Genomic DNA, 25,621 nt, shown 5'->3' on the forward strand with positions numbered 1-25,621 from the left:
ACGCGCGCCGCGCGTCGTGAGATGTCAGAAGCGCGGCAATTCGGGATGCGGCAACAGCCCGCCCCGGACATGCATCTTGCCGTACTCCGCACAGCGCGCGCGCGTCGGAATGCCCTTGTCGGGATTGAGCAGACCCGGCGGATCGAACGCGCGCTTGACCGCGAAAAACGCGTCGCGCTCTTCCGGCGAGAACTGCACGCACATCGAATTGATCTTCTCGATGCCGACGCCATGCTCGCCCGTCACCGTGCCGCCCAGCTCGACGCAACACTCGAGGATGTCGCAGCCGAACGCTTCGGCGCGATGCCATTCATCGAGATCGTTGCCGTTGAAGAGAATCAGCGGGTGCATGTTGCCGTCGCCGGCATGGAACACGTTGATGCAGCGCAGCGCGTACTTCCGCTCCATCTCTTCGATGCGCTTGAGCAGCGGCCCGATCGCGCGGCGTGGCACGGTGCCGTCCATGCAGTAATAGTCCGGCGAGATGCGGCCCGCCGCCGGAAACGCGTTCTTGCGGCCCGACCAGAATTTCAGCCGCTCGGCTTCGGAACGCGAGATCTGGATGCGCGATGCGCCGTGCTCGCGCAAGACCGCCGTCATGCGGACGATTTCCTCGGCGACTTCGTCATGCGTGCCGTCGGATTCGCACAGCAGGATCGCGGCGGCATCGACGTCGTAGCCTGCGTTGACGAACTCTTCGACGGCGCGCGTCGCGGGTTTGTCCATCATTTCGAGGCCCGCCGGGATGATGCCCGCGGCGATGATGGCAGCGACGGCGTCGCCGCCTTTCACGACATCGTCGAAGCTCGCCATGATGACCTGCGCCGTTTGCGGCTTCGGGATCAGCTTGACGGTGATCTCGGTGACGATCGCGAACATGCCTTCGCTGCCGATCAGCACCGCGAGCAGATCGAGACCCGGCGCATCGGGGCCGAGCGAGCCGAACTCGACGACATCGCCGTCCATCGTCACCGCGCGCACGCGCAGGACGTTGTGCACGGTGAGGCCGTATTTCAGGCAATGCACGCCGCCGGAATTCTCGGAAACATTGCCGCCGATCGTGCACGCGATCTGCGACGACGGATCGGGCGCGTAATACAGACCGTAGGGCGCGGCCGCTTCCGAAATGGCGAGATTGCGCACGCCCGGTTGCACGGTCGCGGTGCGCGCGTACGGATCGACTTCGACGATTTTGCGAAAGCGCGCCAGCGACAGCACGATGCCGTGGCGAATCGGCATCGCGCCACCGGAGAGGCCGGTGCCCGCGCCGCGCGGGACGATCGGAATGGAAAGCCGCGCGCAGATCTGCACGACGCGCTGCACCTGCGCCTCGGTTTCCGGCAGCGCCACCGCGAGCGGCAGACGCCGGTACGCGGCGAGGCCATCGCATTCATACGGGGCGGTGTCTTCGTCGCGAAAGAGCAGACAGTGCGTCGGCAGCACGGCCATCAGCGCCTGCACGACTTCACGCTGGCGCGCGGCGAGCTGATCTTCGGTCAGTTCGGGCGCGTCCTCGTGCGGCAGGTTGGGCGACATCTGCTCGGCCTTGAGCTCGTCGGGTGCGTTCATGTCTCCTCCTTTTGATGCTTGCGCTGTCGATGGCGCTTATTTCATGCGTGCATCTTGCGCTTCTTCAGCCTTCGAAAGTGAAGATTTTCCCGGGGTTCATCAGGTTTCTCGGATCGAGCGCCTGTTTGATGGCGCGCATCGTCGCGATGGCGTCCTCGCCGTGCTCCTCGATCATGAAGCTCATCTTGTGCAGCCCGACGCCGTGTTCGCCGGTGCACGTGCCGCCCATCTCGAGCGCCCGTCCGACGATGCGCCGGTTGATACGCTCGGCTTCTTCCATCTCCTGGGGCTTGTCGGGATCGAGCAGCATCGCGACGTGAAAATTGCCGTCGCCGACATGACCGACGATCGGGCTCGGCAAGTACGAGCCTTGCAGATCCTTCTCCGTTTCCTCGACACATTCGGCGAGACGCGAGATCGGCACGCAGACGTCAGTGGTGACGGCGCGGCAGCCGGGCTTCAGTTGCAGCATCGCGAAATACGCCGAATGGCGCGCGTTCCAGAGACGGCTGCGGTCTTCGGGGCGCGTCGCCCATTCGAAGTCCTCGCCCTTGTTCTCCGCGGCGATGTCCTGCACGGTCTGCGCCTGTTCCTTGACGCCGGATTCGGTGCCGTGGAACTCGAAGAACAGCATCGGCGATTCGCGCAGCGTCAGATTCGAGTGACGGTTGATGGCGCGCACGGCGAGCTTGTCGACGAATTCGACGCGCGCGATCGGCACGCCCATTTGAATGGTTTCGATGACGGCGCGCACGGCGTCTCCCATCGACGGAAATGCGCACACGGCCGCCGAAATCGCCTCGGGCTGCGGATAGAGCCGCACCGTGATTTCGGTGATGACGCCGAGCGTGCCTTCCGAGCCGACGAAAAGACGCGTGAGGTCATACCCCGCGGACGATTTGCGCGCGCGCGTGCCGGTTTTGATGACGCGGCCATCGGCGAGCACGACGGTGAGGCCGAGGACGTTTTCGCGCATCGTGCCGTAGCGTACGGCGTTGGTGCCCGACGCGCGTGTCGCGGACATCCCGCCGATGCTCGCGTCCGCGCCGGGATCGATCGGGAAGAAGAGGCCGGTGTCCTTGAGCGCTTCGTTCAGCTGCTTGCGGGAGATGCCGGGTTGTACCGTCACCGTGAGATCTTCGGCGTTGATCGCGATGATCTGGTTCATCTCGGACAGGTCGATGGAGACGCCGCCCTGGACCGCGAGCAAGTGGCCTTCGAGCGAGGAGCCGTTGCCGTAGGGGATGATCGGGACGTTGTGTTCGGCGCAGAATTTCACGATCGTCTGCACTTCCTCGGTGCTGCGCGCATAGACGACGGCGTCGGGGAGTTGCGGATCGAACGGCGATTCGTCGCGGCCGTGGTGTTCGCGCACTGCCTGGGCGGTCGAGACGCGGTCGGCGAATGCTTGCTTCAGGGCTTCGAGCAACGCGGCGGGAAAGGGGCGTTTTTCGAGCGCCTGGTGTTCGGCGGGATGGTTCACAAGGTGTCTCCGGGGCGGTGCGGATTTGCGTTCTTGCTTGCGCGCTTGGTATGAGCGTTGCGGTTTCGCGTGATGCCTTGCGAGTGGCTCGCTTTATCTCGTTCTGCGATCGGTGCGAAAGACGTATAGCGTTTATCTCATTTTACGCCGTCGGTGGGAAGGCCTGCTGGGCGGGGTTTTTCGGGCGTTTTGGATTGTGGGCCTGCCTATAATGGATCGGATTTTTGTCTGCTTACCAGGGAGTCAGCGATGGGTAACCGCTTGAGCAAGATCACTACGCGTACCGGCGACGATGGAACGACAGGGTTGGGCGATGGGAGCCGCGTTTCTAAAGACGATGCGCGGATTGCTGCCATTGGGGATGTCGATGAATTGAATTCCAGTATTGGCGTGCTTTTGTGCGAGCCGATGCCTACGGACGTGCGGGACGCGTTGACGCAGATTCAAAATGATTTGTTTGATCTTGGTGGGGAGCTGTCAATTCCTGGGCATTCGATGATTCAGATTTCTCATCTTGCTCAACTGGATGCGTGGCTGGAAGAGTACAACGCGACGTTGCCGCCACTCAAAGAATTCATTTTGCCGGGCGGGTCGAGGGCGGCGTCGTTGGCGCATGTGGCACGGACGGTTTGTCGGAGGGCGGAGAGGGGGATTGTGGCGTTGGGGCGTGGAGAAGTCGCGGGAGTTAATGAGGCGCCGCGGAGGTATGTGAATAGGTTGTCGGATTTGCTTTTTGTGTTGGCGAGAGTCCTGAATAGATCTGACGGCGGTACTGAACCTCTATGGAATCATGAGCGAACGCAATAGTAACCTTCGTCTTTAAATCAACGTTTTGCAGCGACTAACTCTTAGGCGGCCGATCGCCTTATCAAGAATGCATGATCGCATTGATTCAGGCGAATATTATTTTGCCGTCGCCTTTGATTTACTGAGCGCAATGTACTAAACAAATCTTACTTTGACGACGTCTGGTTTTATGTCTAGCGAAACGTTTGTCCAACTTGCCTTGAAAAGATTTCTGGTTAGCGACTATGAGCGTTGGATAAGGATTGTTTAATATCATGCATTTCGCGCTGGATTTCCGCTTCGGGCAGAGCTAATGGAGATTGTGTACGAAGATCACGACCCGCTTGGACATAAGGCAGAAGCGGAGAGTCTCGGAGTCAATGCGTCGGCCTTGCAAGATTCCCCGGAGCTTAGGCTCCGATAGCAAATCCTTTCCTGGACGAAGTCGACACTGAATCAGCATCGTGTCGACCGTCCATCGGCCACGGCAAATCTTAGTTCCCTCCCCCTCTGGCAACTCTGCGCTGCTTGACCGCCTCCGCCAACCCTTCCAGCACCTTCACACTCTCTTCCCACCCAATACAAGCATCAGTAACGCTCTGCCCATACGTAAGCTCGCACCCTTCCTTCAAATCCTGCCGCCCAGCAACAAGATGCGACTCCACCATCACCCCCACGATCCGCTCATCCCCAGCAGCCAGTTGCTTGCCAATATCCTCACAAACCGGAATCTGATTCTCATGCCTCTTCGAGCTATTGGCATGACTCGCGTCGATCATCAGCCGCGCAGCTAATCCAGCCTTCCCGATATCGCTACAAGCAGCATCCACACTCGCCGCATCGTAATTAGGCGCTTTTCCCCCGCGCAAAATGATATGGCAATCCTCATTCCCCGCGGTAGAAACAATCGCTGAATGCCCGCCTTTAGTAACGGACAGGAAATGATGCGATTGCGATGCTGCCTTGATCGCATCCACAGCAATCTTCACATTCCCGTCAGTACCATTTTTGAACCCGACCGGGCAAGACAGACCGGACGCAAGCTCACGATGCACTTGCGACTCCGTAGTCCGCGCCCCAATCGCCCCCCAAGAAATTAGATCGGCGATGTACTGGGGACTAATCATGTCGAGATACTCCGTCCCCGCAGGCAATCCAAGCTCATTGATATGCATGAGTAACTCGCGCGCGGCCCTCAACCCATCATTGATCTTGAAACTGTTATCCATATACGGATCGTTGATCAGCCCCTTCCATCCAACGGTCGTCCGCGGCTTCTCGAAATACACCCGCATCACGATCTCCAGTTCCCCCGCGAACCGCTTACGCTGCTCGATCAACCTCCCCGCATACTCCATCGCTGCCTTCGGATCATGAATCGAGCAAGGCCCGATGATGACGATCAACCGGTCATCCATCCCATGAAGAATGCGATGCATCGATTGCCGCGCGGTGTAGATCAGCTCCGACACCGGCTCGGCGCAAGGGAATTCGCGGATCAGATGCGCGGGCGGGGTCAGCTCTTTCAATTCGCGGATGCGGACATCATCGGTATTGTGCGGGGGCATGTCGGTTCTCCAACGGCAGCGTTCTAATCAAACTATGAGACGAAAAAAAACCGCCAGACTCGCTGGCGGTTTTTTCGGGAATTCGGTCTGTTCAACCTGTGTACGACTCACCCTCTCGATCCGCCAGCGGCTTGAGATGCCAAAAGAAATAAAAGTAAAACTTGGCGGACATGGTGGACGAAGGCGTGTCGAAAAAAGTTGTGACTGCTTTTATAACCTCAAACGTACAGTGCTGACAACCCTGCTACGGCAAAAACGCGGACAATCCGCATCGGACGACGCGGCCGCGCCGCAAACAAACCCGTCCGATGCGGAAAAACCGCATAAATCACACCGTGCCGCCGACCGTCATCTTCTCGATGCGCAACGTCGGCTGACCGACGCCCACCGGCACGCTCTGGCCTTCCTTGCCGCACACGCCGACGCCGCTATCGAGCGACATGTCGTTGCCGATCATCGTCACGTACTTGAGCGATTCCGGCCCGCTGCCGATCAGCGTCGCACCCTTCACCGGATACGTGATCTTGCCGTTCTCGATCATGTACGCCTCGGACGCCGAGAACACGAACTTGCCGTTGGTTATATCGACCTGACCACCGCCGAAATTCACCGCGTACAAGCCGTTCTTCACCGAGGCGAGAATCTCCTGCGGGTCCTTGTCGCCGTTGAGCATGTACGTGTTCGTCATGCGCGGCATCGGCAGCGCGGCGTACGATTCGCGGCGGGCATTGCCCGTCACCGGCATTTTCATCAGGCGCGCGTTGAGCGAATCCTGGATGTAGCCCTTCAGAATGCCGTCCTCAATTAGCGTCGTGCACTGCGTCGGATTGCCTTCATCGTCGATGTTGAGCGAGCCGCGCCGATTCGGCAGCGTGCCGTCATCGACCACGGTAACGCCCTTCGCCGCCACCTGTTCGCCGATCATCCCCGCGAAGGCCGACGATCCCTTGCGGTTGAAATCGCCCTCGAGTCCGTGTCCGACCGCCTCGTGCAGCAGCACGCCCGGCCAGCCCGGTCCGAGCACGACGGTCATCGCGCCAGCGGGAGCCGGGCGCGCTTCGAGATTGACGAGCGCGGCGTGCACGGCATCGTCGACGTATTTGTTCAGGATGTCGTCGGTGAAATAGCCGTAATCGAAGCGACCGCCGCCGCCGCCCGTGCCGATTTCGCGCCGCCCGTTCTGCTCGGCGATGACCGTCACCGATACGCGCACGAGCGGACGCACGTCCGCCGCGAGCGCGCCGTCGCTGCGCGCGACGAGCACGACGTCGTACTCGCCGGCGAGACCCGCCATCACCTGCGTGATGCGCGGATCCTTGACGCGCGCCATCTGCTCGACGCGCTCCAGCAATTTGACCTTGGCGTTCGCATCGAGCGAATGCAGCGGATCGGCGGGCAGATAGAGATCGCGCCCCGACACGCCGGTGAGCGTGCTCGCCGGCTTGATCTTGTGCTTGCCGCCGCCCGCTTTGGCGATGGCGCGCGTCGCGATCGCGGCCTGGCGGATCGATTCGGGCGACAGATCGTCCGAATAGGCGAACGCCGTGCGCTCGCCGGACACGGCGCGCACGCCGACGCCCTGATCGATGCTGAAGCTGCCCGATTTGACGATGCCTTCTTCGAGACTCCAGGCCTCGCTGCGCGTGGACTGGAAATAAAGGTCCGCGTAATCGACACGATGCGTGAAGATTTCCGCGAGCGTGCGCGTGATCAGCCCTTCGTCAAGGCCGTAGGGCGTGAGCAAGACGTCCTTCGCCGTGACCAGATTCCGAATGCCGGGTTCGATGATGTTCATGCGGTGCCTATTGCGTGTTCTGTGACGAGTTCAATGATATTTCAGACGAATTGCAGACTATTCTACGGTCTGATCCAGTCGGTTCATGTGCGGGGAGAAACCCGCGTCTTCAAGTCATCAGTTGGGTTGAGCCGAGTAAGCTGCGCGATCACCCGATCACGCGATGTCGATAAGCCGGCAAGCTCTGCCGCACGGCCGCGATGCGTTGCAGATCGATGCCGCCCGCGACCACGCCCATGCCTTCATCCCTGACGGCGACGATCTCGCCCCACGGATCGATCAGCATGCTGTGGCCCCATGTCCTGCGGCCGTTCTCGTGCCTGCCGCCCTGCGCCGCGGCGAGCACATAGCATTGATTTTCGACGGCGCGCGCCTTGAGGAGCGTCTCCCAATGCGCAGCGCCGGTCGTGTACGTGAACGCGGAAGGCACGACCATCAGCGCGCAATCGCCGAGCTTGCGGTACAGCTCGGGAAAGCGCAGGTCGTAGCACACCGACAATCCCACGCGCCCGAACGGCGCCTCGAACGTCCGCACTTCGCTGCCGGGACAAATGGTGCGCGCTTCGTCGAACGATTCCTCGCCCTTTTCGAAATTGAACAGATGAATCTTGTCGTAGCGCGCGACCTGTTTGCCCGCCGGGTCGAACACGAGCGTCGTGTTCAGCACGCGGTTCGGTTCGGGCGATTGCAGCGGCAGCGTCCCGCCGATGATCCACACGCGATGCTCGCGCGAGGCATCGGACAGAAACTGCTGGATCGGGCCGGGGCCGGGCGTTTCGCGGATAGCGAGCTTGTCGGTGTCCTTGAAGCCCATGTAGCAGAAATATTCGGGCAGCAGTACCAGTTGAGCCCCCGCGCGCGCGGCTTCGGCGATGAGGCGGCCGGCGTCGGCCAGATTGCGGTCGCGGTCGGGCGTGCTGACCATTTGCAGCGCGGCGACCTGAAACGGGGCCGCGCTTTCGCTCGATCTTTCGCTCATGTCTCTATGCGCTGATAAGGGGGACGGTAAAGGGGACGAAAACGGCGTCGCCTGAAATCGTGCGAACGCCCGTTTTCAGCGGGCAGCGGACGGAACCACGGCGGCGGCGGGTGTTTCGATCTTACCCTGATCGCCGCTGAGCCGCTTAACGACGGGTTTGCTCCACGAGCCGGTGATCGAATAGTCGAGCGCAAAGGCTTTCTGAATCGATGCCGATAGCGCGATGTCCGCCGCGAGCACGCCGAGGCCGAGCAGCGGATTGATCACGGCCGCGCCGATCGCCGCCGCGCCCGCGCCGACCGTCGGCACGACCTTCACGTGCAGATCCTGCGTCTGCTTCGGCATATCGACGAGGCCTTGCATCTGCACGCGCGCGGGCGACGTGACCATGAGGAAGTCGTCCGTGCGGCTGATGCCATCGACGATCTTCGCATTGCCCGTGATCTTCTCGAACGGCAGCCCCTTGCCGACGACATCCTCGAAATGCAGCGTCAGCAGGTTGGCGAGGCTGCGAAGGCTGAAGATGCCGAGCCACTTCGCCGCGCCCGGCGCACGCAGAATCTGGCCGTGACGCAGATCGACGGCGACGTTGCCATCGAGCGTGTTCACATCGACGGCAGTCGGACCGCCGTTCCAGCCCGCGTGGCCCGAGACCGTGCCGCTGCCCGAATTGACGACGCGCGGCGCGCCGAAGCGGTCGATCAACTGTCCGCCGTTCTTCACGTCGAGCCTGAAATCGAGCGACGTGCGGCGCGGGATGCCGTCTTGCGTGTCAACCTTCACGACGCCGCCCGGCAGCGTGCGCCACGTCCCGTTCGCGGTAAGCGTCGCGTCGGGGTTGGCGAGTTCGAGCTTGTCGAGCGTCCAGATGGGTTCGTCGGCGATCACGTCGTTGTGCGCGTCGACTTCGAGCCGCCCGAGGCTATGACCGCGAAACACGAGCTCGTTCACGATGAGATCGATCGTCGGCACATTGCGCGGCGGTTTTCTCATGACCTCGCCGACGGTATCGCTCGCCGTCTTGTCCGGAATCACGACCTTCGCGAAGCGTCCCTGCAACGTGCCGGGGCTGTCGCGAGTCGCGCCCGGCGTCCACGCGACATCGCCCGCGATCTGATCCGACGCGATGTTTCCCTGCCATTTGCGATCCGCCTCGCTCGCCTCGATCGCGATGTTGTCCCAGCGACGGTCGAGCAGCTTGAGCGTCGTGAAGTGGATGGCGGCACGCGTCGGGATGAACTGTCTGACGTTCTCGCTCATCGGCGGGCGGGGCGCGTTCGCGTCGGCGGCCGCTTCCGGCGTTGCGTTGCTGGCGGCGGTGATATCGGCGAAGGTCTTGCGCCATGCGTCGGCGTCGAGCTCGTTCAGATCCGCGTTTGCGCTCACGCCTTCGGCCGGCAGTTCGGCGGGCTTGTTCACGCCGATCGCGCCGCGCACGACTTTCAGACGCGCGCGCATGTTCATCGGCTCGGCGGCGTTTTGCGGATCGATCTTGACCTGCACGCGGCCGATCTGCTGCAACACGTAATGCGCGGCGACCGGCCCGAAGCTCAGTTGCGCGTCGTGCAGATCCGACGCGCCGCCCGGCGCGGGCTGGAAGGTGAACGAGAGGGGCATTGGCGTGCCTTGCGGCTTGCCGAACGGCGCGGGCAGATCGATGCCGAGGCCCGTCAGATCCGAACGAGCCTGCACGTTGGGCAATGCGTTCTTCACGCCGCGCACGTGCAGCTCGTAAGGCGCGGTGCCGTTGATGCGCTTCATGAACTCCGCGACCTGCGGCGTGATCCGTCGATTGAGCCGCGTGGCGGCATCCGCGCCGATGCGCCCGTTCACGTCGATCGCATAGCTGCCGTCGGGTTTCACGCCGCCTTTCGCGCGCACGTCGCCGCCGAGCAGTTGCGCGGTCAGGCCGTCGAGCGTCACGGTCTTCGCGGCGAAGTCGGCGCGGCCGCGCAGATGCGTGAGCGGCGGCAGACTGCCGTACGTGATTTCGTTGTCGGCGAAGGTGAGCGAGCCTTTGTACTCGGGCTTGAGCGGCGGTTGCGGCGCGGGCGGACGATAGCGTGGAATGCCCAGCGTGAGCGCGAGCGCGGCGTCGCCCTTGGCGTCGATCTTGCGCGTAGCGTGCTTCGCCATCAGCCCGAGCGAGCTGTCGTCGACGTATTGCAGCATGTCCGCGAGCGGGCCGCGTGCCTTGCCGTCGATCCACAGCTTCGTCTCGCGGTTGCCCGTATCGTCGATGCGTCCGGTGACCTTCGAGACCTTCACGCCGCGGTAATGCCCCTTGTCGATATCGAAGCCGAGCTTGTTTTGCGCGAGCGTGAACGTGCCGTCGATGCCCTCGAACGCCGGCCAGAAGTTCGGCAGACCGTTGGCCATCTTGCGCGGCGGAAACGGCGTCGGGTCGAACTTGCCGCCGCTGAACGGCGCCTCGATGCGGAAGATGCCCGCGTCAGGAAACTTCGCGTAGGGGAAGCGCGTGAGATCGCCGTGCACTTCGATCGTCCCGTTCCTCGCGACGCCCGCCTGCAACGCATGACCGAGATAGACGCGCACGCGTTCGTTCAGGCTCGTCGGCAGATAGCGCACGAGACTCGTCACCTTCAGATGCGCGACCTTCGCCTTCAGATCGAGATTGCCGCGCCCGTGGCCCTGGTTCCAGTATTCCGCGGTGGCTTCGCCTTCGGCGTCGGCGTTTTTGACATGCAGCCTTTCGAGATGGATCGTGAAGGCGCGACGCAGTTCGCCCGGCGCGATGGCATCCGCGACGGTCCAGCGCGCGTTGCCCTGGAGCGAGTCGAAAGTGAGGCGCGGATCGTCGAACGCACCCGGAATGATGACGGCCACGTTCTTCGTGTCGATCGTGATCTTGCCTTCCTTCTCGTTTGCGTCGACGCTGCCCCAGATGTTCTCGACGCCCGGAATACCCGCGCGGGGATGATTGTTGATCGTGAGTCCGGGCGGCGGCTCCTGCGCCTGAACGCTGAGACCCTGGAGATCGCCCTTGAACGCGTAGCTCACGAGCGGCGCGTCGCCCTTCTTGCGCTGCTCCTGCGCTTGCGCTTCGGTCTTCGGCGCGGCGCGCTCGGTGAAGATCGTGTAGTTCGCCATCTGACCGCGCGGATTGAGGCGCACGAGTTCGTTGAGCACCTTGGCCGGCACCGGCAGCGCGCGCGCGAATTCCGCGAGGATGCCGATATCGACGGAATCGCCGGTCAGCCGAACGAGCTGTCCCTTGCCGACGCCCGGCGGCCGATACGTGCCCGTTAGCGAGCGCGACACGAGCAGGCGCGCGACCGGCGTGCCGTCGTCGAGCGGCGGCTGGCCGAGCTCCGCATGCAGGTCGCGCAGGTTTAGCGTGTACTCGGTGTCGTTCTTGTCGACGCTCCAGCCGAAGCGTGCGACCGGCAGATCGAGACGCGGCTGCGTCGCGCGCACGCGCAGCGCGACGTTCGCGCCGGTCAGTTCGCCGCTCGCGTTCTGCAACTGGCCGCCCGCGAAGTTCAGCCAGATTTCGTTGTTGATGCGCCCGCCGTACATCTGGAACGGCAGCTTCACATAGCGCGCGAGCATCGGCAGATCGACCGGGCCGGTCGACATGTAGAGACGGCCGGTCCAGTTCGCGGGCGCGCCGATCGCGGAGAAGGGCTGATGACGGAAATCCGCGCGGAAGTCGAGCGGGCCGTGCAGCACGTCGCCGTCGGCGGGCGCCTTGAGCGCGAGCCGGTGCCGCGTGCCGTCGTTGATGATCGCGAGATGCAGCCGCTTGAACGCGATCTCGGGCGCGGCGCGTTGCGCGTCGCGCCAGCGCAGCGTGCCGTCGCGCAGAAGGATGTGGTCCTGGCCGAGCAGCCAGGTCGTGAACGCGTTCGAGCCGGTGCGATGCGTGGGAATCGGCACGCCCGCGACGGACAGTGCGCCGTCCGCGTTGCGCGCGATGATCACGTCGGGACCGTCGACGGTCAGGTCCGCGAGCTTCGGCCGCAGATGCAGCAGCGACGCCCACGCGATGCTCGCGCTCGCGTGCGGCACGGCGAGACCCGGCGAGCCATCGGCGGCGTCGATGCTCAGATTGTCGATATCGAGCGTCGGCGAAAGCCCGGACCATCGCGCGGAAATCCTGCCGATATGCAACTGCGCGTGAATCTTCGACGAGACGAATTGCTCGATGCGCGGCCGGAACGAATCGACCTGCGGCATGACGATGTAGCGCAAGCCGACATACACGCCCGCGACCGCGAAATACGCGATGGCCGCGATGACGAGAACGATCTTGAAGACGCGTGAAAGCACGCGCTCGGCGTTGCCGCTGGGCTGCGCTTGTCCAACTTCGGTCGGGTCGACGGATCGTCTGCTGTCGGACATGCTGCTGCTGTCGGGCGATATGGTAGTTTTGCGTGTTTGACGCTGAAATGTAACACGGGCATCGCGCGGAAGGCCGCTGCCCGTGCACTCGAAGATGCTCGCAAAGCCGCGCCCGGCAAGACTCACGGCGCACCGCGTGAAGCGTTATGTATTACCGGAAGCAATGAGCGAACCCAACCTCTGATGACCGACGCCACTCTTCTCAGTTCCGACTATTCCAACTATGCGGCGCGCGCGTATGCGGCGCGGCCCGAACTGGCGTCGAACGTCGCGCAGTGGCCGCGCTCGCGCATCACGCGCGAATGGATCGAAGAACGTCTCGATGCGCACTGCGCGTCGTGCGCCGAAAACGGCGCGCTCGACGAAGCCGCGCTCAAGACCGCGCTGCGGCGTCTGCGAACGGAAGTGTTCTGCACGGCGATGGAGCGCGATCTCGCGGGCGTGGCGGACGTCGCCGAAGTCACAGGCGCAATGACCGACCTCGCCGAAGTCACCGTGCAGCGCGCGCTCGCGGTGCTGTCGGCGGATCTCGAAGCGCTCTTCGGCGAGCCGCGCGGACCGGACGGCGAGCGGCTGACGCTCGGCGTCGTCGGCATGGGCAAGCTAGGCGGGCGGGAGCTGAACGCATCGTCGGATATCGATCTGATCTTCGTTTATGAAGAGGATGGCGAAACCTCGGGCGGCACGCGCTCCGCGCTCGCGACGCAGGAATTCTTCACACGGCTCGGCAAACGTCTGATCGGCGCGCTCGCGGAGATCACGCAGGACGGCTATGTGTTTCGCGTCGACATGCGGCTGCGGCCCAACGGCGATTCCGGTCCGCTCGTGTGCAGCCTAGGCATGCTCGAAGAGTATTTCTACGTGCAGGGCCGCGAGTGGGAGCGCTATGCATGGATCAAGGGGCGGCTCGTTTCGGAGACGCAGAGCGACTCCGCGAAGCGCCTCATGAAGCAGCTCGACGCGATCACGACGCCGTTCATCTACCGGCGCTATCTCGACTACGGGGTGATCGCGGCGATCCGCTCGCTGCATCAGCAGATTCGGCAGGAAGCGCGGCGGCGCGCGTCCATGCGTCCCGACAAAGCCGACGACATCAAGCTCGGACGCGGCGGCATTCGCGAGATCGAGTTCAGCGCACAAGTGTTTCAGTTGATTCGCGGCGGTCAGGCAGCGGATTTTCGCATTCGTCCGACGCTCGCGGTGCTCGAACGCGCCGCCGCGCACGGCCTGCTCGCCCCCAACGTGTGCGAGGCGCTGTCCGACGCGTATCTGTTCCTGCGCACGGTCGAGCATCGGCTGCAATATCGCAACGACGCGCAGACGCACGCGATGCCCGTCGCCGACGACGAGCGCGCGCGGCTCGCGAAGTCGCTCGGCTTTGCGAACTATGCCGCGCTGATGGACAAGCTCGACGCGCATCGCGAGCTCGTCGAGCAGCAATTCGATGCGATCTTCGCCGACAAGATGAGCGGGCAGGGCGGCTGCGGCGTCGCGGAGGATTCGGCGGCGTCGTGGATCTGGAGCAGCGCGCTCGCCGACGACTCCGCGCAGGACGAACTCGCCGCGCGCCTCGCGGAACTCGGCTTCGCGGACCCCGCGCCGGTGCTGTCGCGTCTGACGGGCGTGTGGAATTCGGCGCGTTATGCGGGCTTGCCGTCGCAGAGCCGGGAGCGCTTCGACATCGTCGCGCAACGGGCGCTCGAAGCCGTGCAGTCGAGCGATGCAGCCAAGCGCGGCGACATCATCGTGCGCCTTTTCGATCTGCTCGAGGCCATCGGCAAACGCGGCGCGTATCTCGCGCTGCTGACGGAATATCCGGCGGCGCTGGAGCGCGTGCTGTCGGTGCTGTCGGGTTCGCGCTGGGCGGCGGGCTATCTGATCCGCCATCCGCAATTGCTCGACGAGTTGCTCGACGACGAAGCCATCGCCAGCCCCTTCGACTGGTCCGAGTTCAAGCGCTCGCTGATCGCGCGGCTCGACGCCGCCGAGGACGTCGAACATCAGATGGATCTGCTGCGTCACGCGCATCAGGCCGAAGTGTTCCGCATTCTGCTGATCGATCTCGCGGGCCATCTGAGCGTCGAGCATGTGAGCGACCGTCTCTCCGATCTCGCCGACGCCGTGCTCGACGTGACCGTGCAAACGGTATGGAAGCAGTTCCCGAAACGGCATCGCGAGACGCCGCGTTTCTCGGTCATCGCGTACGGGAAGCTCGGCGGCAAGGAGCTGGGCTATGCATCGGACCTCGATCTCATCTTCCTTTACGACGATGACGACGACGCGGCCTCCGACATCTATGCGATGTTCACGCGCCGCCTCATCACGTGGCTCACGGCGGCGACCGGCGCGGGCACGCTGTTCGATGTCGACTTGCGGCTGCGGCCGAACGGCGAATCCGGCCTGCTCGTGACCGACCTCGCATCGTTTCGCCGCTATCAGATTCGCGAGGGCGACGCGGCGAACACGGCGTGGGTCTGGGAGCATCAGGCGCTTTCGCGCGCACGCTACAGCGCGGGCGATGCCGAAATCGGCGAGGAGTTCGAGAAGATTCGCGCCGACGTGCTCATCATGGAACGCGACGCCGCCGCGCTCGCGCGCGAGATCGTGTCGATGCGCCAGCGCGTCGCCGACGGGCATCCGAATCGCAGCGAACTGTTCGACCTGAAGCACGATCGCGGCGGCATGGTCGATATCGAGTTCATCGTGCAGTACTGGGTGCTGCTGCATACGCGCGAGCATCGCGCGTTTTTGCGCAACGCGGGCAATATCACGCTGCTCAAGATCGCCGCGCAAAGCGGATTGATCGCCGAAGAAGAAGCCGATGCGATCGGCGCGGCTTATCGCCATTACCGCAAGCTGCAGCACACGCTGCGGCTCGACGGCATGGAAAAGGCGCGCGTCGATCCGGCCGAAGTGCAGGCCGAACGCGACGCGGTGACGGCGTTGTGGGAGCGGGTGTTCGGCGTGGCGGACTGAGCCGGCTTCAGGCGGCCAGCATCTCCTTCGCGTGTTTGCGCGTGGTCGCCGTGATTTCCAGGCCACCGAGCATGCGCGCCACTTCCTCGATGCGCTTGCCCTTGTCGAGCGGCGTCACCGTGCTGACGGTGCCGCCGGCATCGTCGGGAGACTTCGCGACCTGGAAATGGTGATCGCCGCGCGCGGCCACTTGCGGCAGATGCGTAACGCACAGCACCTGACGGTCGCGCCCGAGTTGATGCAGCAGACGCCCGACGACTTCCGCGACACCGCCGCCGATGCCCGTGTCCACTTCGTCGAAGATGAGCGTGGGCGTCGGGCTCGCGGTGCTCGCGATCACGGCGAGCGCGAGACTGATACGCGCCAGTTCGCCGCCTGACGCGACTTTCGCGAGCGGCCTCAGCGCGACGCCCGCGTGACCGGCCACGCGGAACTCGATCTGCTCCAGACCGTTCGCACCGCCTTCGGCGAGCGGCACGAGCGCGACTTCGAAGCTGCCGCCGGCCATCGACAATTCCTGCATGCCGGCAGTTACCGCTTTGGATAGATGCTTCGCGGCCTTGGCGCGCGCCTTCGACAGCACTTTGGCCTGCGCGAGATAGTCGTCTTTTGCTTTGTCCGCCGCAGCGTTGAGCGCGTCGAGATCGGCGGCGGCGTCGAGTTCGGCGAGCTGGCGGCGGCGCGCGTCGTGTTCGTCGGGCAGCGTTTCGGGCTGAAGGCGGAACTTGCGCGCCGTCGAGTGAAGCTGATCCATGCGCCTTTCGACTTGCGCGAGCCGGTCCGGATCGAGTTCGAGCCGCTGCGCGTAGTGCGACAGCGAATACGACGCCTCCTGCAACTGGATCTCCGCCGGTTCGAGCGACGCGAGCACGTCGTTCAATGCGGGATCGATATCGGCGAGGCCGCGCACCTTCGAGATGATCGTGCCGAGCTGCGAGATCATCGCTTCGTCGGATTCGGAGAGCGCGCCGAGCGCGCCCTGCACACCGTCGATGAGACTTGCCGAATGCGACAGCCGATGATGCTCCGCGCTCACTTCTTCCCATTCGCCCGGTTGCGGCGCGAGTTTGTCGAATTCGCTCAGTTGCCACGCGAGGCGCTCGCGTTCCAGTTGCAGCTCGCGGTCGCGGCTTTGCGCGGTCTCGACGGCCTGCTGCGCTTCGCGCATGACGCGCCACGCGCGATTCACGGCGGCGGCGGTGTCGAGCAATTGCGCGTGCGTGTCGAAGAGTTCGCGTTGCGCGTCGGGACGCATCAGCAACTGATGCGCATGCTGCCCGTGGATGTCGACGAGCATTTCACCCACTTCGCGCAACTGCGCGAGCGTCGCGGGGGTGCCATTGATGAACGCGCGGGAGCGGCCGCCCGAATCGATCACGCGGCGCAGCATGACCGAGTCGCTGTCTTGCGACAACGCGTGCTCGTCCAGCCAGCGCGCGACTTGAGGATGAGTGCCGAACTCCGCGGTGATATCCGCGCGCGCCTGGCCCGTGCGCACGACGCTCGCATCGCCGCGTGCGCCGAGCGTGAGCGCGAGGGCATCGATCAGGATCGACTTGCCCGCGCCGGTTTCTCCCGAAAAGACCGTGAAACCTGGATCGAAATCGATATCCAGCGTGGCGACGATGACGAAATCTCGAATGGAAAGATGACGGAGCATGGACGCTTCGGGGAATGGAATACGAGAAGTTGGTTCAGAGCGAAGAGGCGTCCTGCGACGGATGCTCGTTCCAGTGCAGCTTCTTGCGCAACGTCGCGTAAGTGCTGTAGCCCACCGGATGCAGCACCGGCACCATGTGCTTCGAGCGCCGCACTTCGATCGCGTCGTTCAGTTCGACGGCGGTGAACGACTGCATGTCGAAGTTCACGTTGACGTCGCGCCCGCCGATGATCTGGATGGTGACCTTCGAATCGTCGGGCAGCACGATCGGACGGTTCGACAGCGAATGCGGCGCGATCGGCACGAGCACGAAGCCTTGCAACTGCGGATGAAGGATCGGCCCCGCCGACGACAGCGCGTAAGCGGTCGAGCCGGTAGGCGTCGCGACGATCAGACCGTCCGAGCGCTGGTTATACATGAAGTGGCCGTCAACCGACACGCGCAGCTCCGCCATGCCGGAAAAGCCGCTGCGATTCACCACCACGTCGTTGAACGCGAGCGCGTGATAGATCGGCTTGTCGTCGCGCATGATGCGCGCTTCGAGCAGACTGCGCTCCTCGCGCTCGAACTGGCCGGCGAGCATCTGCGGAACGATCTCCTGCATCGCCTTGAGCGGAATGTCCGTGATGAAGCCGAGCCGCCCGTGATTCACGCCGATGAGCGGCGTCTTGTACGGCGCGAGTTGCCGGCCGATGCCGAGCATGGTGCCGTCGCCGCCGAGCACGATCGCGACGTCCGCGCGCGCGCCCATCTCCGCAATGGACAGCGCCGGAAACTCCGTCACGCCGACGTCCCTCGCGGTGCCCGCCTCGAACACGACCTCGAAGCCTTGCTGCGCCAGGAGACCGGCGAGCGATCTCAACGGCGCCTCGATGCCCGGCGTGTTGGTGCGCCCCACGAGGGCGACGGTCTTGAATTGGCCAATTTCCATGCCGGCATTACACCATAGTCAGAGAGCGAAAAGAACCGTGGGCGATGCCGGACGGACGTGCTTCGACAGGACCGCGCGACGTTGCGCGGCACGCCCGTCGTTTCTCGCTAGAATGGAGCGGACGTTGAACGTAGCGCACGCGGCGCGGCTCGCCGCCCCCCGACTCGTTGAGCTAAAATTTCCCCATGCTAGACCCACGTGCACAAACCCTCCTCAAAACGCTGATCGAGCGCTACATCGCCGAAGGTCAGCCGGTCGGTTCGCGCACGTTATCACGCCATTCCGGCCTCGAACTCAGCCCCGCGACGATCCGCAACGTGATGTCGGATCTCGAGGAGCTCGGCCTCGTCGCGAGTCCGCATACGTCGGCGGGACGCATCCCCACGCCGCGCGGCTACCGGCTCTTCGTCGACACGATGCTGACTGTAGAAGCGCCGGAAGACGAAGCCATGACCACCGCGGTCAAGACTCGCCTGCAAGGCGAGGAGCCGCAGAAGATCGTCGCGGCGGCGGCGAGCGTGCTGTCCAATCTGTCCTCGTTCGCGGGCGTCGTGCTCACGCCGCGCCGCAGCCACATGTTCAAGCAGATCGAGTTCATGCGGCTGTCGGACAAACGCATCCTGCTTATCATCGTGACGCCCGAAGGCGACGTCCAGAACCGCATGATGGCGACGCAGCGCGACTACTCGCCCTCGCAGCTCGTCGAAGCCTCGAATTACATCAACGCGCATTTCGCGGGCCTGTCCTTCGACGAGGTGCGCCGGCGGCTGCGCGAGGAAATCGACCAGTTGCGCGGCGACATGACCGCGCTCATGCAAGCGGCCGTGGTCGCGAGCACCGCCGAGACGGACCCCACGGACACCGTGCTCATTTCCGGCGAGCGCAACCTGCTCGAAGTGGCGGACCTTTCGTCCGACATGGCGCGGCTGCGCAAGCTTTTCGATTTGTTCGACCAAAAGACGAGCCTCCTGCAATTGCTGGATGTTTCGAGTCACGCGCAAGGCGTGCAGATATTCATCGGCGGCGAGTCGAATCTCGTGCCGATCGAGGAAATGAGCGTCGTGACGGCGCCGTACGAGGTCAACGGGAAGATCGTCGGTACGCTCGGCGTGATCGGCCCGACGCGCATGGCCTACAACCGCGTGATTCCGATCGTGGACATCACCGCGCGCCTGCTCTCGATGTCGCTCAGTCATCAGTGACGCCATCTTGGCGCGGCACGCAAGGCTGCGCCACTCGGCCATTCGGCCAATGATGCGCTCGCGAGGCCGCCGCTATAATGGTCTTCACCTTTTCGACGACCCTTCCGGCCCGCTAGCCTTATGCGTTTCGACCTCGAGTTGCCCTCGCAGCCCAGCGCTTCGCATCGCGTCGCTGTGCTGCTGATCAATCTCGGCACGCCTGACGCGCCGACGCCGCGGGCGGTGCGCAAGTATCTGGCGCAATTCCTGTCCGATCCGCGCGTCGTCGAAATACCGTCGTTTCTGTGGCAGATCATCCTGCGCGGGCTGATCCTGCCGTTTCGCGGACGCGCATCGGCGAAGAAGTATGCGCAAGTGTGGATGCCCGAGGGCTCGCCGCTGCGCGTGCATACGGAAAAGCAGGTCGAGGGCCTGCGGCGGCTCTTCGCGGCGAACGACTATCACGTGATCGTCGACTATGCGATGCGCTACGGCTCGCCCGGCATCGGCGCAATGCTCAATCAACTGAAGCTCGAAGGCGCCGACCGCATCCTTCTCTTGCCGATGTATCCGCAGTACTCGTCGTCCACGACAGCCACCGCCTTCGACGATGCCTTCACCGCGCTCAAGCGCGTGCGCAATCAGCCGGAAATCCGCACGATCCGCCATTACGCGGACCATCCGGCGTATATCGGCGCGCTTGCGGAGCAGGTGCGCGACTACTGGCGTCATCACGGCCAGCCGGATTTCGCCGCGGGCGACAAGCTCGTCCTGAGCTTTCACGGCGTGCCGAAGCGCACGATGGATCTCGGCGACCCCTATCACGACCAGTGCCAGTTAACCGGCGCGCTGCTCGCGTCCGCGCTCGGGCTCACGCCGGTGGAATGCCGCGTCACGTTCCAGTCGCGCTTCGGCCGCGCGGAGTGGCTTCAGCCGTACACCGCGCCGACAATCACGGAACTCGGCGCGGGCGGCGTCGCGCGCGTGGACGTGTTCTGTCCCGGCTTCACGGCGGATTGCCTCGAAACGATCGAGGAAATCGGCATCGAGGTGCGCGAGGAGTTTCTGAAGGCCGGCGGCAGGCATTTCCACCGGATTCCCTGTCTGAACTCGGCGTCCGTGTGGATCAAGGCGCTCGGCGAAATCGCCGCGCAGCATTTGCAGGGCTGGCCCGTGCAGTCCGTGCAGCCGCTGACCGCGGCGGCCTGAGCGCGGCCTTTTCAAGCACTCACCGATGAACTACAAGATTTCGACGGAACCTGGGGCGCGTCTGCGCATCGATAAATGGCTTTGGGCGGCGCGTTTCTTCAAGACGCGATCGCTTGCGAGCGATGCGGTGGAGAAGGGCCGCGTGAAGATCTCCGGGGCGAGCGTGAAGCCGTCGAAGGACGTGCGTGTCGGCGATATCGTCGAGATCGATATCGAGCGGCTCGTCTGGCAGGTCGAAGTGCGTGGCCTGTGCGACGTGCGCGGCCCCGCGACGGTCGCGCAGACGCTCTATGCCGAAACCGACGAAGGCCGGACGAAGCGCCTGGCCGAAGCCGAGCGCCGCAAGACGTTTCGCGAACCCGCCGCCGGCATGCAAGGCAGGCCGACGAAGCGGGACCGGCGCATCATCGACAAATTTTCTCGTTCGGATTGAAGTAGCTTTCGATGGTCGCGTGAACGCCGCCGTACTCGGTGTTACGGTCTGTCACGACGCCGGACATGCAGATGGTGGTCGTTCCTGCGACGAGTACCAGGGCGACCACCGCGATAGCAAAGGTCAGTTTCATGGTACCCCCGGAAATCGGGTTGCCCGGTCAGAAAGCGGCCGGTTCAGGAAACGGGCAAGGGCTGAAAGCGGATTGAAGCATTTCGTAGGATTAGGGTAAACGTGCGTCCTGCGGTGCTTGATTGAAGTGTAGGTCAGTCAGGGCTTTCCCTCAATCTCAAAATTGCGCGGTGCGGCGAAGTGGGGTTTGCCGGCCATTTCCGCGCCATCGCGGCGCTGAATTTAGTCGGAAAAATTCGCCTCCGAGGCTTGAAAACACTGTCGACGTCCCAATTTTCGCCGCTAGTGCGAAAACGCGACCGAATGTGCATCCGTCGGTTTCGCAGCCGATTCAACTCAACAGCAATATATTTTGAGCGACATGGAAAACACGCAAGAGAATTCAGCGAGCCAGAACCCGACGCCCGCCGACGATAACGCGCGCCAGGCCGCAGACACGACCAGCACGGCGCAGGCCGCGCCGGCAGCAGACGCGGCCGCAGCGCCGCAAACGGCGCCGAACGAAGCCGAGGCCGCGCTGGCCGAAGCGCAGGCCACCATCGCGGCGCTCAAGGAAGATTTCCTGCGCGCCAAGGCCGAGACGGAAAACGTGCGCCGCCGCAGCCAGGACGATGTCGCGAAGGCGCATAAATTCGCCATCGAAAATTTCGCGGAAAACCTGTTGCCCGTGCTCGACAGCCTCGAAGCCGCGCTTGCCGACCAGTCGTCGGATCTCGCGAAGGTTCGCGAGGGCGTCGAGTTGACGCTGCGGCAATTGACCGGCGCGCTGGAGAAGGGCCGCGTCGTCGCGTTGAATCCGGTCGGCGAAAAGTTCGATCCGCATCGCCATCAGGCCATTTCCATGGTCCCGGCCGAGCAGGATCCGAATACCGTCGTCACGGTGCTTCAGAAGGGCTATGTGATTGCCGATCGCGTGTTGCGTCCGGCGCTCGTGACCGTCGCCGCGCCGAAGTAACGCGCTCAAGCGACCACGGCCGGCGTGCGGTCGTCCCGGCCGCTTTCGCGGTCCGCGACGGCGCGCGAAGAGATCTGCATCGCAAGAAAAAAGTTATAGACCGCATCGCGTTCAGGGTCTTGAAATCGAAACCGACGCTCTTATCTTGCGTACAGGTATGAATTTTGGGCGTTCGGCCCGGTAAATCGGCAAAAGCCGGCGTCAGGCACGACACATCGCCGGCCGCAACGCCACTGCGATCAAAGCTAGGAGAGTATAAAAAATGGGCAAAATCATCGGCATCGACCTCGGCACCACGAACTCGTGCGTGGCGCTGATGGAAGGCAACCAGGTCAAGGTCATCGAGAACTCGGAAGGCGCGCGCACCACGCCGTCGATCATCGCGTACATGGATGACAACGAGATTCTCGTCGGCGCGCCCGCCAAGCGCCAGTCGGTCACGAATCCGAAGAACACGCTGTACGCGGTCAAGCGCCTGATCGGTCGCCGCTTCGACGAGAAGGAAGTGCAGAAGGACATCAACTTGATGCCATACAAGATCGTCAAGCACGACAACGGCGACGCATGGGTCGAGGCGCACGGCAAGAACCTCGCGCCGTCGCAAGTTTCCGCCGAAGTGCTGCGCAAGATGAAGAAGACCGCTGAGGACTACCTCGGCGAGCCGGTCACGGAAGCCGTGATCACGGTGCCGGCGTACTTCAACGACAGCCAGCGTCAGGCCACGAAGGATGCGGGCCGCATCGCCGGTCTGGAAGTGAAGCGCATCATCAACGAGCCGACCGCAGCCGCGCTCGCGTTCGGTCTCGACAAGGCGGAAAAGGGCGACCGCAAGATCGCCGTGTTCGACCTGGGCGGCGGCACGTTCGATATCTCGATCATCGAAATCGCGGACGTGGACGGTGAAATGCAGTTCGAAGTGCTGTCGACGAACGGCGACACGTTCCTCGGCGGTGAAGACTTCGACCAGCGCATCATCGATTACATCATCGGCGAGTTCAAGAAGGAACAGGGCGTCGATCTGTCGAAGGACGTGCTCGCGCTGCAACGCCTGAAGGAAGCCGCTGAGAAGGCGAAGATCGAACTGTCGTCGACGGCGCAGACCGACATCAACCTGCCGTACATCACGGCGGACGCGTCGGGTCCGAAGCACTTGAACCTCAAGTTCACGCGCGCGAAGCTCGAAGCGCTCGTCGAAGAACTGATTGAGCGCACGATCGAACCTTGCCGCATCGCGATCAAGGATGCGGGCGTGAAGGTCAGCGACATCGACGACGTGATCCTCGTCGGCGGCATGACGCGCATGCCGAAGGTGCAGGAAAAGGTGAAGGAGTTCTTCGGCAAGGAGCCGCGCCGTGACGTGAACCCGGACGAAGCCGTGGCCGTGGGTGCCGCGATTCAAGGTCAGGTTCTGTCGGGCGACCGCAAGGACGTTCTGCTGCTCGACGTGACGCCTTTGTCGCTCGGCATCGAGACGCTCGGCGGCGTGATGACGAAGATGATCAACAAGAACACGACGATCCCGACGAAGCACTCGCAAGTGTATTCGACGGCCGACGACAACCAGGGCGCCGTGACGATCAAGGTGTTCCAGGGCGAGCGCGAAATGGCCGTGGGCAACAAGCTGCTCGGCGAGTTCAACCTCGAAGGCATTCCGCCCGCACCGCGCGGCACGCCGCAGATCGAAGTGACCTTCGACATCGACGCGAACGGCATTCTGCACGTGGGCGCGAAGGACAAGGCGACGGGCAAGGAAAACAAGATCACCATTAAGGCGAACTCGGGTCTGACGGACGCGGAAATCGACAAGATGGTGAAGGATGCCGAAGCCAACGCCGAGGAAGATCACAAGCTGCGTGAGTTGGCCGATGCCCGCAACCAGGGCGACGCGCTGGTCCACAGCACGAAGAAGGCGGTTGCCGAATACGGCGACAAGGTCGATGCTTCGGAGAAGGAAAAGATCGAAGCGGCGCTGAAGGACCTCGAAGACGCGCTGAAGAGCAGCTCGAGCGACAAGGCCACGATCGAAGCGAAGGTCGAGGCGCTGGCGCAGGCTTCGCAGAAGCTCGGCGAAAAGATGTACGCCGACATGCAGGCGCAGCAAGGCGCGGCGAGCGCGGCTGCGGGTGCAGCGGGCGCTTCGGCGGATGCGGGTGCGAGCCAGCAGCACGACGATGTCGTCGATGCCGACTTCAAGGAAGTGAAGAAGGACTAAGCCGAAAGGGCGCGGGGGCGGCAACGCTCACGCGCTTTTCGGTGGCATGACCGGGACGCGTCACGCGTCTTACGTGTAACGCGCCTGGCGAGCCTCACGGCTCTCCGGGCACGTTGTTTTTCAGAGGCGCCTCGATTTGGGCGAGGCGCGCGGAGTTTTACGCGCGAGTCGAAGCAACGGACTCGCAGCATCTGACAGGAACCGTCGCGTCCACGCGCGGCGGCATCGAACCGACATGGCGAAACGGGATTACTACGACGTTCTGGGCGTCGCGAAGAACGCGAGCGACGACGAGATCAAGAAGGCGTATCGCAAGCTCGCGATGAAGTATCACCCTGACCGCAATCCGGACAACAAGAAGGCGGAAGAGAATTTCAAGGAGGCGAAGGAAGCCTATGAAATGCTCTCCGACCAGCAGAAGCGGGCCGCGTACGATCAGTACGGTCACGCGGGCGTCGATCCGAACATGGCGGGCGCGGGCGCGCAGGGTTTCGGCGGTTTCGCCGATGCCTTCGGCGATATCTTCGGCGACATCTTCGGACAGGCGGCGGGCGGCGCAGCGCGCGGTGGCCGCGGCGGTCCGCAGGTGTATCGCGGCGCGGACTTGCGCTACAGCATGGAGATCACGCTGGAGCAGGCGGCGCATGGCTACGACACGCAGATCCGCGTGCCGAGCTGGGTGAACTGCAACGTGTGTCACGGCTCGGGCGCGAAGCCGGGCACCAAGCCGGAAACCTGCCCGACCTGTCACGGCCAGGGCCAGGTGCGCATGTCGCAGGGCTTTTTCAGCATCCAGCAGACGTGCCCGAAGTGTCACGGCAGCGGCAGCTACATTCCCGATCCGTGCGCGAACTGCCACGGCGCGGGCAAGGTGAAGGAAACGAAGACGCTGGAAGTGAAAATTCCGGCGGGCATCGACGACGGCATGCGCATCCGCTCGGCGGGCAACGGCGAGCCTGGCATCAACGGCGGGCCGAACGGCGACTTGTACGTGGAAATCCACATCAAGCAGCACACTGTGTTCGAGCGCGACGGCGACGACTTGCACTGCCAGATGCCGATCCAGTTCACGACGGCGGCATTGGGCGGCGAGATCGAAGTGCCCACGCTGGCTGGCCGCGCGAGCTTCACGGTGCCGGAAGGCACGCAGTCGGGCAAGACGTTCCGTCTGCGCGGCAAGGGCATCAAGGGCTTGCGTTCGAGCATCGCGGGCGACCTTTACGTGCATGTGCAGGTGGAAACGCCGGTCAAGCTCACGGAGCAGCAGCGCGATCTGCTCAAGCAGTTCGAAAAGTCGCTGGAGCAGGGCGGCGCGCGGCATAGTCCGCAAAGCAAGAGTTGGTTCGACCGCGTGAAGAGCTTCTTCGACTGATGCGGTCGAGTGGGA

Annotated in this window: 17 protein-coding genes; 8 read left to right on the forward strand and 9 right to left on the reverse strand. The window is 63.5% G+C overall.

What is annotated here, in order from left to right; genetic code table 11:
• Positions 1-24: 24 nt before the first annotated feature.
• Positions 25-1,569 carry an FAD-linked oxidase C-terminal domain-containing protein gene (locus NCS28_RS01800; protein ID WP_502801135.1) on the reverse strand — a complete coding sequence of 515 codons (1,545 nt, stop codon included), beginning with the start codon at positions 1,567-1,569 and terminating at the stop codon, positions 25-27.
• Positions 1,570-1,633: 64 nt separating this feature from the next.
• On the reverse strand, positions 1,634-3,052 hold the full coding sequence (locus NCS28_RS01805) for an FAD-binding oxidoreductase (protein ID WP_250512181.1): 1,419 nt from the start codon (positions 3,050-3,052) through the stop codon (positions 1,634-1,636).
• A gap of 249 nt (positions 3,053-3,301) precedes the next feature.
• Between NCS28_RS01805 and NCS28_RS01810 the strand changes: the two genes are divergently transcribed.
• On the forward strand, positions 3,302-3,859 hold the full coding sequence (locus NCS28_RS01810) for a cob(I)yrinic acid a,c-diamide adenosyltransferase (protein ID WP_250512182.1): 558 nt from the start codon (positions 3,302-3,304) through the stop codon (positions 3,857-3,859).
• A 473-nt stretch (positions 3,860-4,332) separates the two neighbouring features.
• Here the strand turns inward: NCS28_RS01810 and aroG are convergent, their stop codons facing one another.
• The 4 genes from aroG to NCS28_RS01830 all read right to left on the reverse strand — a co-directional run bounded on the left by aroG (position 4,333) and on the right by NCS28_RS01830 (position 12,545).
• Positions 4,333-5,406 (reverse strand): 3-deoxy-7-phosphoheptulonate synthase AroG, encoded by a 1,074-nt coding sequence (aroG, locus tag NCS28_RS01815; RefSeq protein ID WP_250512183.1) that lies wholly within the window; start codon positions 5,404-5,406, stop codon positions 4,333-4,335.
• Between the two features lie 328 nt (positions 5,407-5,734).
• A complete protein-coding gene (tldD, locus tag NCS28_RS01820) occupies positions 5,735-7,201 on the reverse strand; it encodes a metalloprotease TldD (RefSeq protein ID WP_250512184.1) in 1,467 nt (488 codons plus the stop codon).
• Positions 7,202-7,349: 148 nt separating this feature from the next.
• Positions 7,350-8,180, reverse strand: coding sequence for a carbon-nitrogen hydrolase family protein (locus tag NCS28_RS01825; protein ID WP_250512185.1), 831 nt, complete (start codon positions 8,178-8,180; stop codon positions 7,350-7,352).
• Between the two features lie 75 nt (positions 8,181-8,255).
• A complete protein-coding gene (locus NCS28_RS01830; protein ID WP_250512186.1) occupies positions 8,256-12,545 on the reverse strand; it encodes a YhdP family protein in 4,290 nt (1,429 codons plus the stop codon).
• Between the two features lie 183 nt (positions 12,546-12,728).
• Here NCS28_RS01830 and glnE point away from each other — a divergent pair, with 183 nt between their 5' ends.
• The gene (gene glnE / locus NCS28_RS01835; protein WP_250512187.1) at positions 12,729-15,521 is read left to right on the forward strand and encodes a bifunctional [glutamate--ammonia ligase]-adenylyl-L-tyrosine phosphorylase/[glutamate--ammonia-ligase] adenylyltransferase; all 2,793 of its coding nucleotides are present in this window, start codon (positions 12,729-12,731) and stop codon (positions 15,519-15,521) included.
• A gap of 7 nt (positions 15,522-15,528) precedes the next feature.
• Here glnE and recN read toward each other — a convergent pair whose 3' ends face one another.
• Both recN and NCS28_RS01845 read right to left on the reverse strand, forming a co-directional pair.
• Positions 15,529-17,181 (reverse strand): DNA repair protein RecN, encoded by a 1,653-nt coding sequence (recN, locus tag NCS28_RS01840; protein ID WP_250512188.1) that lies wholly within the window; start codon positions 17,179-17,181, stop codon positions 15,529-15,531.
• A gap of 34 nt (positions 17,182-17,215) precedes the next feature.
• On the reverse strand, positions 17,216-18,112 hold the full coding sequence (locus tag NCS28_RS01845) for an NAD kinase (RefSeq protein WP_250512189.1): 897 nt from the start codon (positions 18,110-18,112) through the stop codon (positions 17,216-17,218).
• 185 nt (positions 18,113-18,297) lie between these two features.
• On the opposite strand from NCS28_RS01845, the gene hrcA reads away from it, so the two are divergent.
• The 3 genes from hrcA (at position 18,298) to NCS28_RS01860 (ending at position 20,935) form a co-directional block, all read left to right on the forward strand.
• On the forward strand, positions 18,298-19,314 hold the full coding sequence (gene hrcA / locus NCS28_RS01850) for a heat-inducible transcriptional repressor HrcA (protein WP_250512190.1): 1,017 nt from the start codon (positions 18,298-18,300) through the stop codon (positions 19,312-19,314).
• Between the two features lie 120 nt (positions 19,315-19,434).
• Positions 19,435-20,502 (forward strand): ferrochelatase, encoded by a 1,068-nt coding sequence (gene hemH / locus NCS28_RS01855; protein WP_250512191.1) that lies wholly within the window; start codon positions 19,435-19,437, stop codon positions 20,500-20,502.
• Between the two features lie 25 nt (positions 20,503-20,527).
• Positions 20,528-20,935, forward strand: coding sequence for an RNA-binding S4 domain-containing protein (locus NCS28_RS01860; protein ID WP_250512192.1), 408 nt, complete (start codon positions 20,528-20,530; stop codon positions 20,933-20,935).
• Here NCS28_RS01860 and NCS28_RS01865 read toward each other — a convergent pair.
• Positions 20,907-21,068: a hypothetical protein gene (locus NCS28_RS01865; RefSeq protein WP_181291003.1), complete on the reverse strand. Its 162-nt coding sequence runs from the start codon at positions 21,066-21,068 to the stop codon at positions 20,907-20,909. The two genes, NCS28_RS01860 and NCS28_RS01865, sit on opposite strands and share 29 nt — an antisense overlap.
• A 360-nt stretch (positions 21,069-21,428) precedes the next feature.
• Here NCS28_RS01865 and grpE point away from each other — a divergent pair, with 360 nt between their 5' ends.
• From grpE to dnaJ, 3 genes are all read left to right on the forward strand, one after another.
• Positions 21,429-22,022, forward strand: coding sequence for a nucleotide exchange factor GrpE (grpE, locus tag NCS28_RS01870; RefSeq protein ID WP_250512193.1), 594 nt, complete (start codon positions 21,429-21,431; stop codon positions 22,020-22,022).
• A 262-nt stretch (positions 22,023-22,284) separates the two neighbouring features.
• Positions 22,285-24,234 (forward strand): molecular chaperone DnaK, encoded by a 1,950-nt coding sequence (gene dnaK / locus NCS28_RS01875; protein WP_250512194.1) that lies wholly within the window; start codon positions 22,285-22,287, stop codon positions 24,232-24,234.
• A 235-nt stretch (positions 24,235-24,469) separates the two neighbouring features.
• Positions 24,470-25,606: a molecular chaperone DnaJ gene (dnaJ, locus tag NCS28_RS01880; RefSeq protein WP_035497750.1), complete on the forward strand. Its 1,137-nt coding sequence runs from the start codon at positions 24,470-24,472 to the stop codon at positions 25,604-25,606.
• The last annotated feature ends 15 nt before the right edge of the window (positions 25,607-25,621 follow it).

The sequence above is a fragment of the Caballeronia sp. INDeC2 genome, assembly GCF_023631325.1.
Taxonomy (GTDB): Bacteria; Pseudomonadota; Gammaproteobacteria; order Burkholderiales; family Burkholderiaceae; genus Caballeronia.

What these genes read in the sequence shown, in the direction of transcription:
- NCS28_RS01800 (WP_502801135.1), bottom strand. Translation starts at nt 1,569, where the DNA reads ATGAACGCACCCGACGAGCTCAAGGCCGAGCAGATGTCGCCCAACCTG.
- NCS28_RS01810 (WP_250512182.1), top strand. Translation starts at nt 3,302, where the DNA reads ATGGGTAACCGCTTGAGCAAGATCACTACGCGTACCGGCGACGATGGA.
- aroG (WP_250512183.1), bottom strand. Translation starts at nt 5,406, where the DNA reads ATGCCCCCGCACAATACCGATGATGTCCGCATCCGCGAATTGAAAGAG.
- tldD (WP_250512184.1), bottom strand. Translation starts at nt 7,201, where the DNA reads ATGAACATCATCGAACCCGGCATTCGGAATCTGGTCACGGCGAAGGAC.
- NCS28_RS01825 (WP_250512185.1), bottom strand. Translation starts at nt 8,180, where the DNA reads ATGAGCGAAAGATCGAGCGAAAGCGCGGCCCCGTTTCAGGTCGCCGCG.
- NCS28_RS01830 (WP_250512186.1), bottom strand. Translation starts at nt 12,545, where the DNA reads ATGTCCGACAGCAGACGATCCGTCGACCCGACCGAAGTTGGACAAGCG.
- glnE (WP_250512187.1), top strand. Translation starts at nt 12,729, where the DNA reads ATGACCGACGCCACTCTTCTCAGTTCCGACTATTCCAACTATGCGGCG.
- recN (WP_250512188.1), bottom strand. Translation starts at nt 17,181, where the DNA reads ATGCTCCGTCATCTTTCCATTCGAGATTTCGTCATCGTCGCCACGCTG.
- NCS28_RS01845 (WP_250512189.1), bottom strand. Translation starts at nt 18,112, where the DNA reads ATGGAAATTGGCCAATTCAAGACCGTCGCCCTCGTGGGGCGCACCAAC.
- hrcA (WP_250512190.1), top strand. Translation starts at nt 18,298, where the DNA reads ATGCTAGACCCACGTGCACAAACCCTCCTCAAAACGCTGATCGAGCGC.
- hemH (WP_250512191.1), top strand. Translation starts at nt 19,435, where the DNA reads ATGCGTTTCGACCTCGAGTTGCCCTCGCAGCCCAGCGCTTCGCATCGC.
- NCS28_RS01860 (WP_250512192.1), top strand. Translation starts at nt 20,528, where the DNA reads ATGAACTACAAGATTTCGACGGAACCTGGGGCGCGTCTGCGCATCGAT.
- NCS28_RS01865 (WP_181291003.1), bottom strand. Translation starts at nt 21,068, where the DNA reads ATGAAACTGACCTTTGCTATCGCGGTGGTCGCCCTGGTACTCGTCGCA.
- grpE (WP_250512193.1), top strand. Translation starts at nt 21,429, where the DNA reads ATGGAAAACACGCAAGAGAATTCAGCGAGCCAGAACCCGACGCCCGCC.
- dnaK (WP_250512194.1), top strand. Translation starts at nt 22,285, where the DNA reads ATGGGCAAAATCATCGGCATCGACCTCGGCACCACGAACTCGTGCGTG.
- dnaJ (WP_035497750.1), top strand. Translation starts at nt 24,470, where the DNA reads ATGGCGAAACGGGATTACTACGACGTTCTGGGCGTCGCGAAGAACGCG.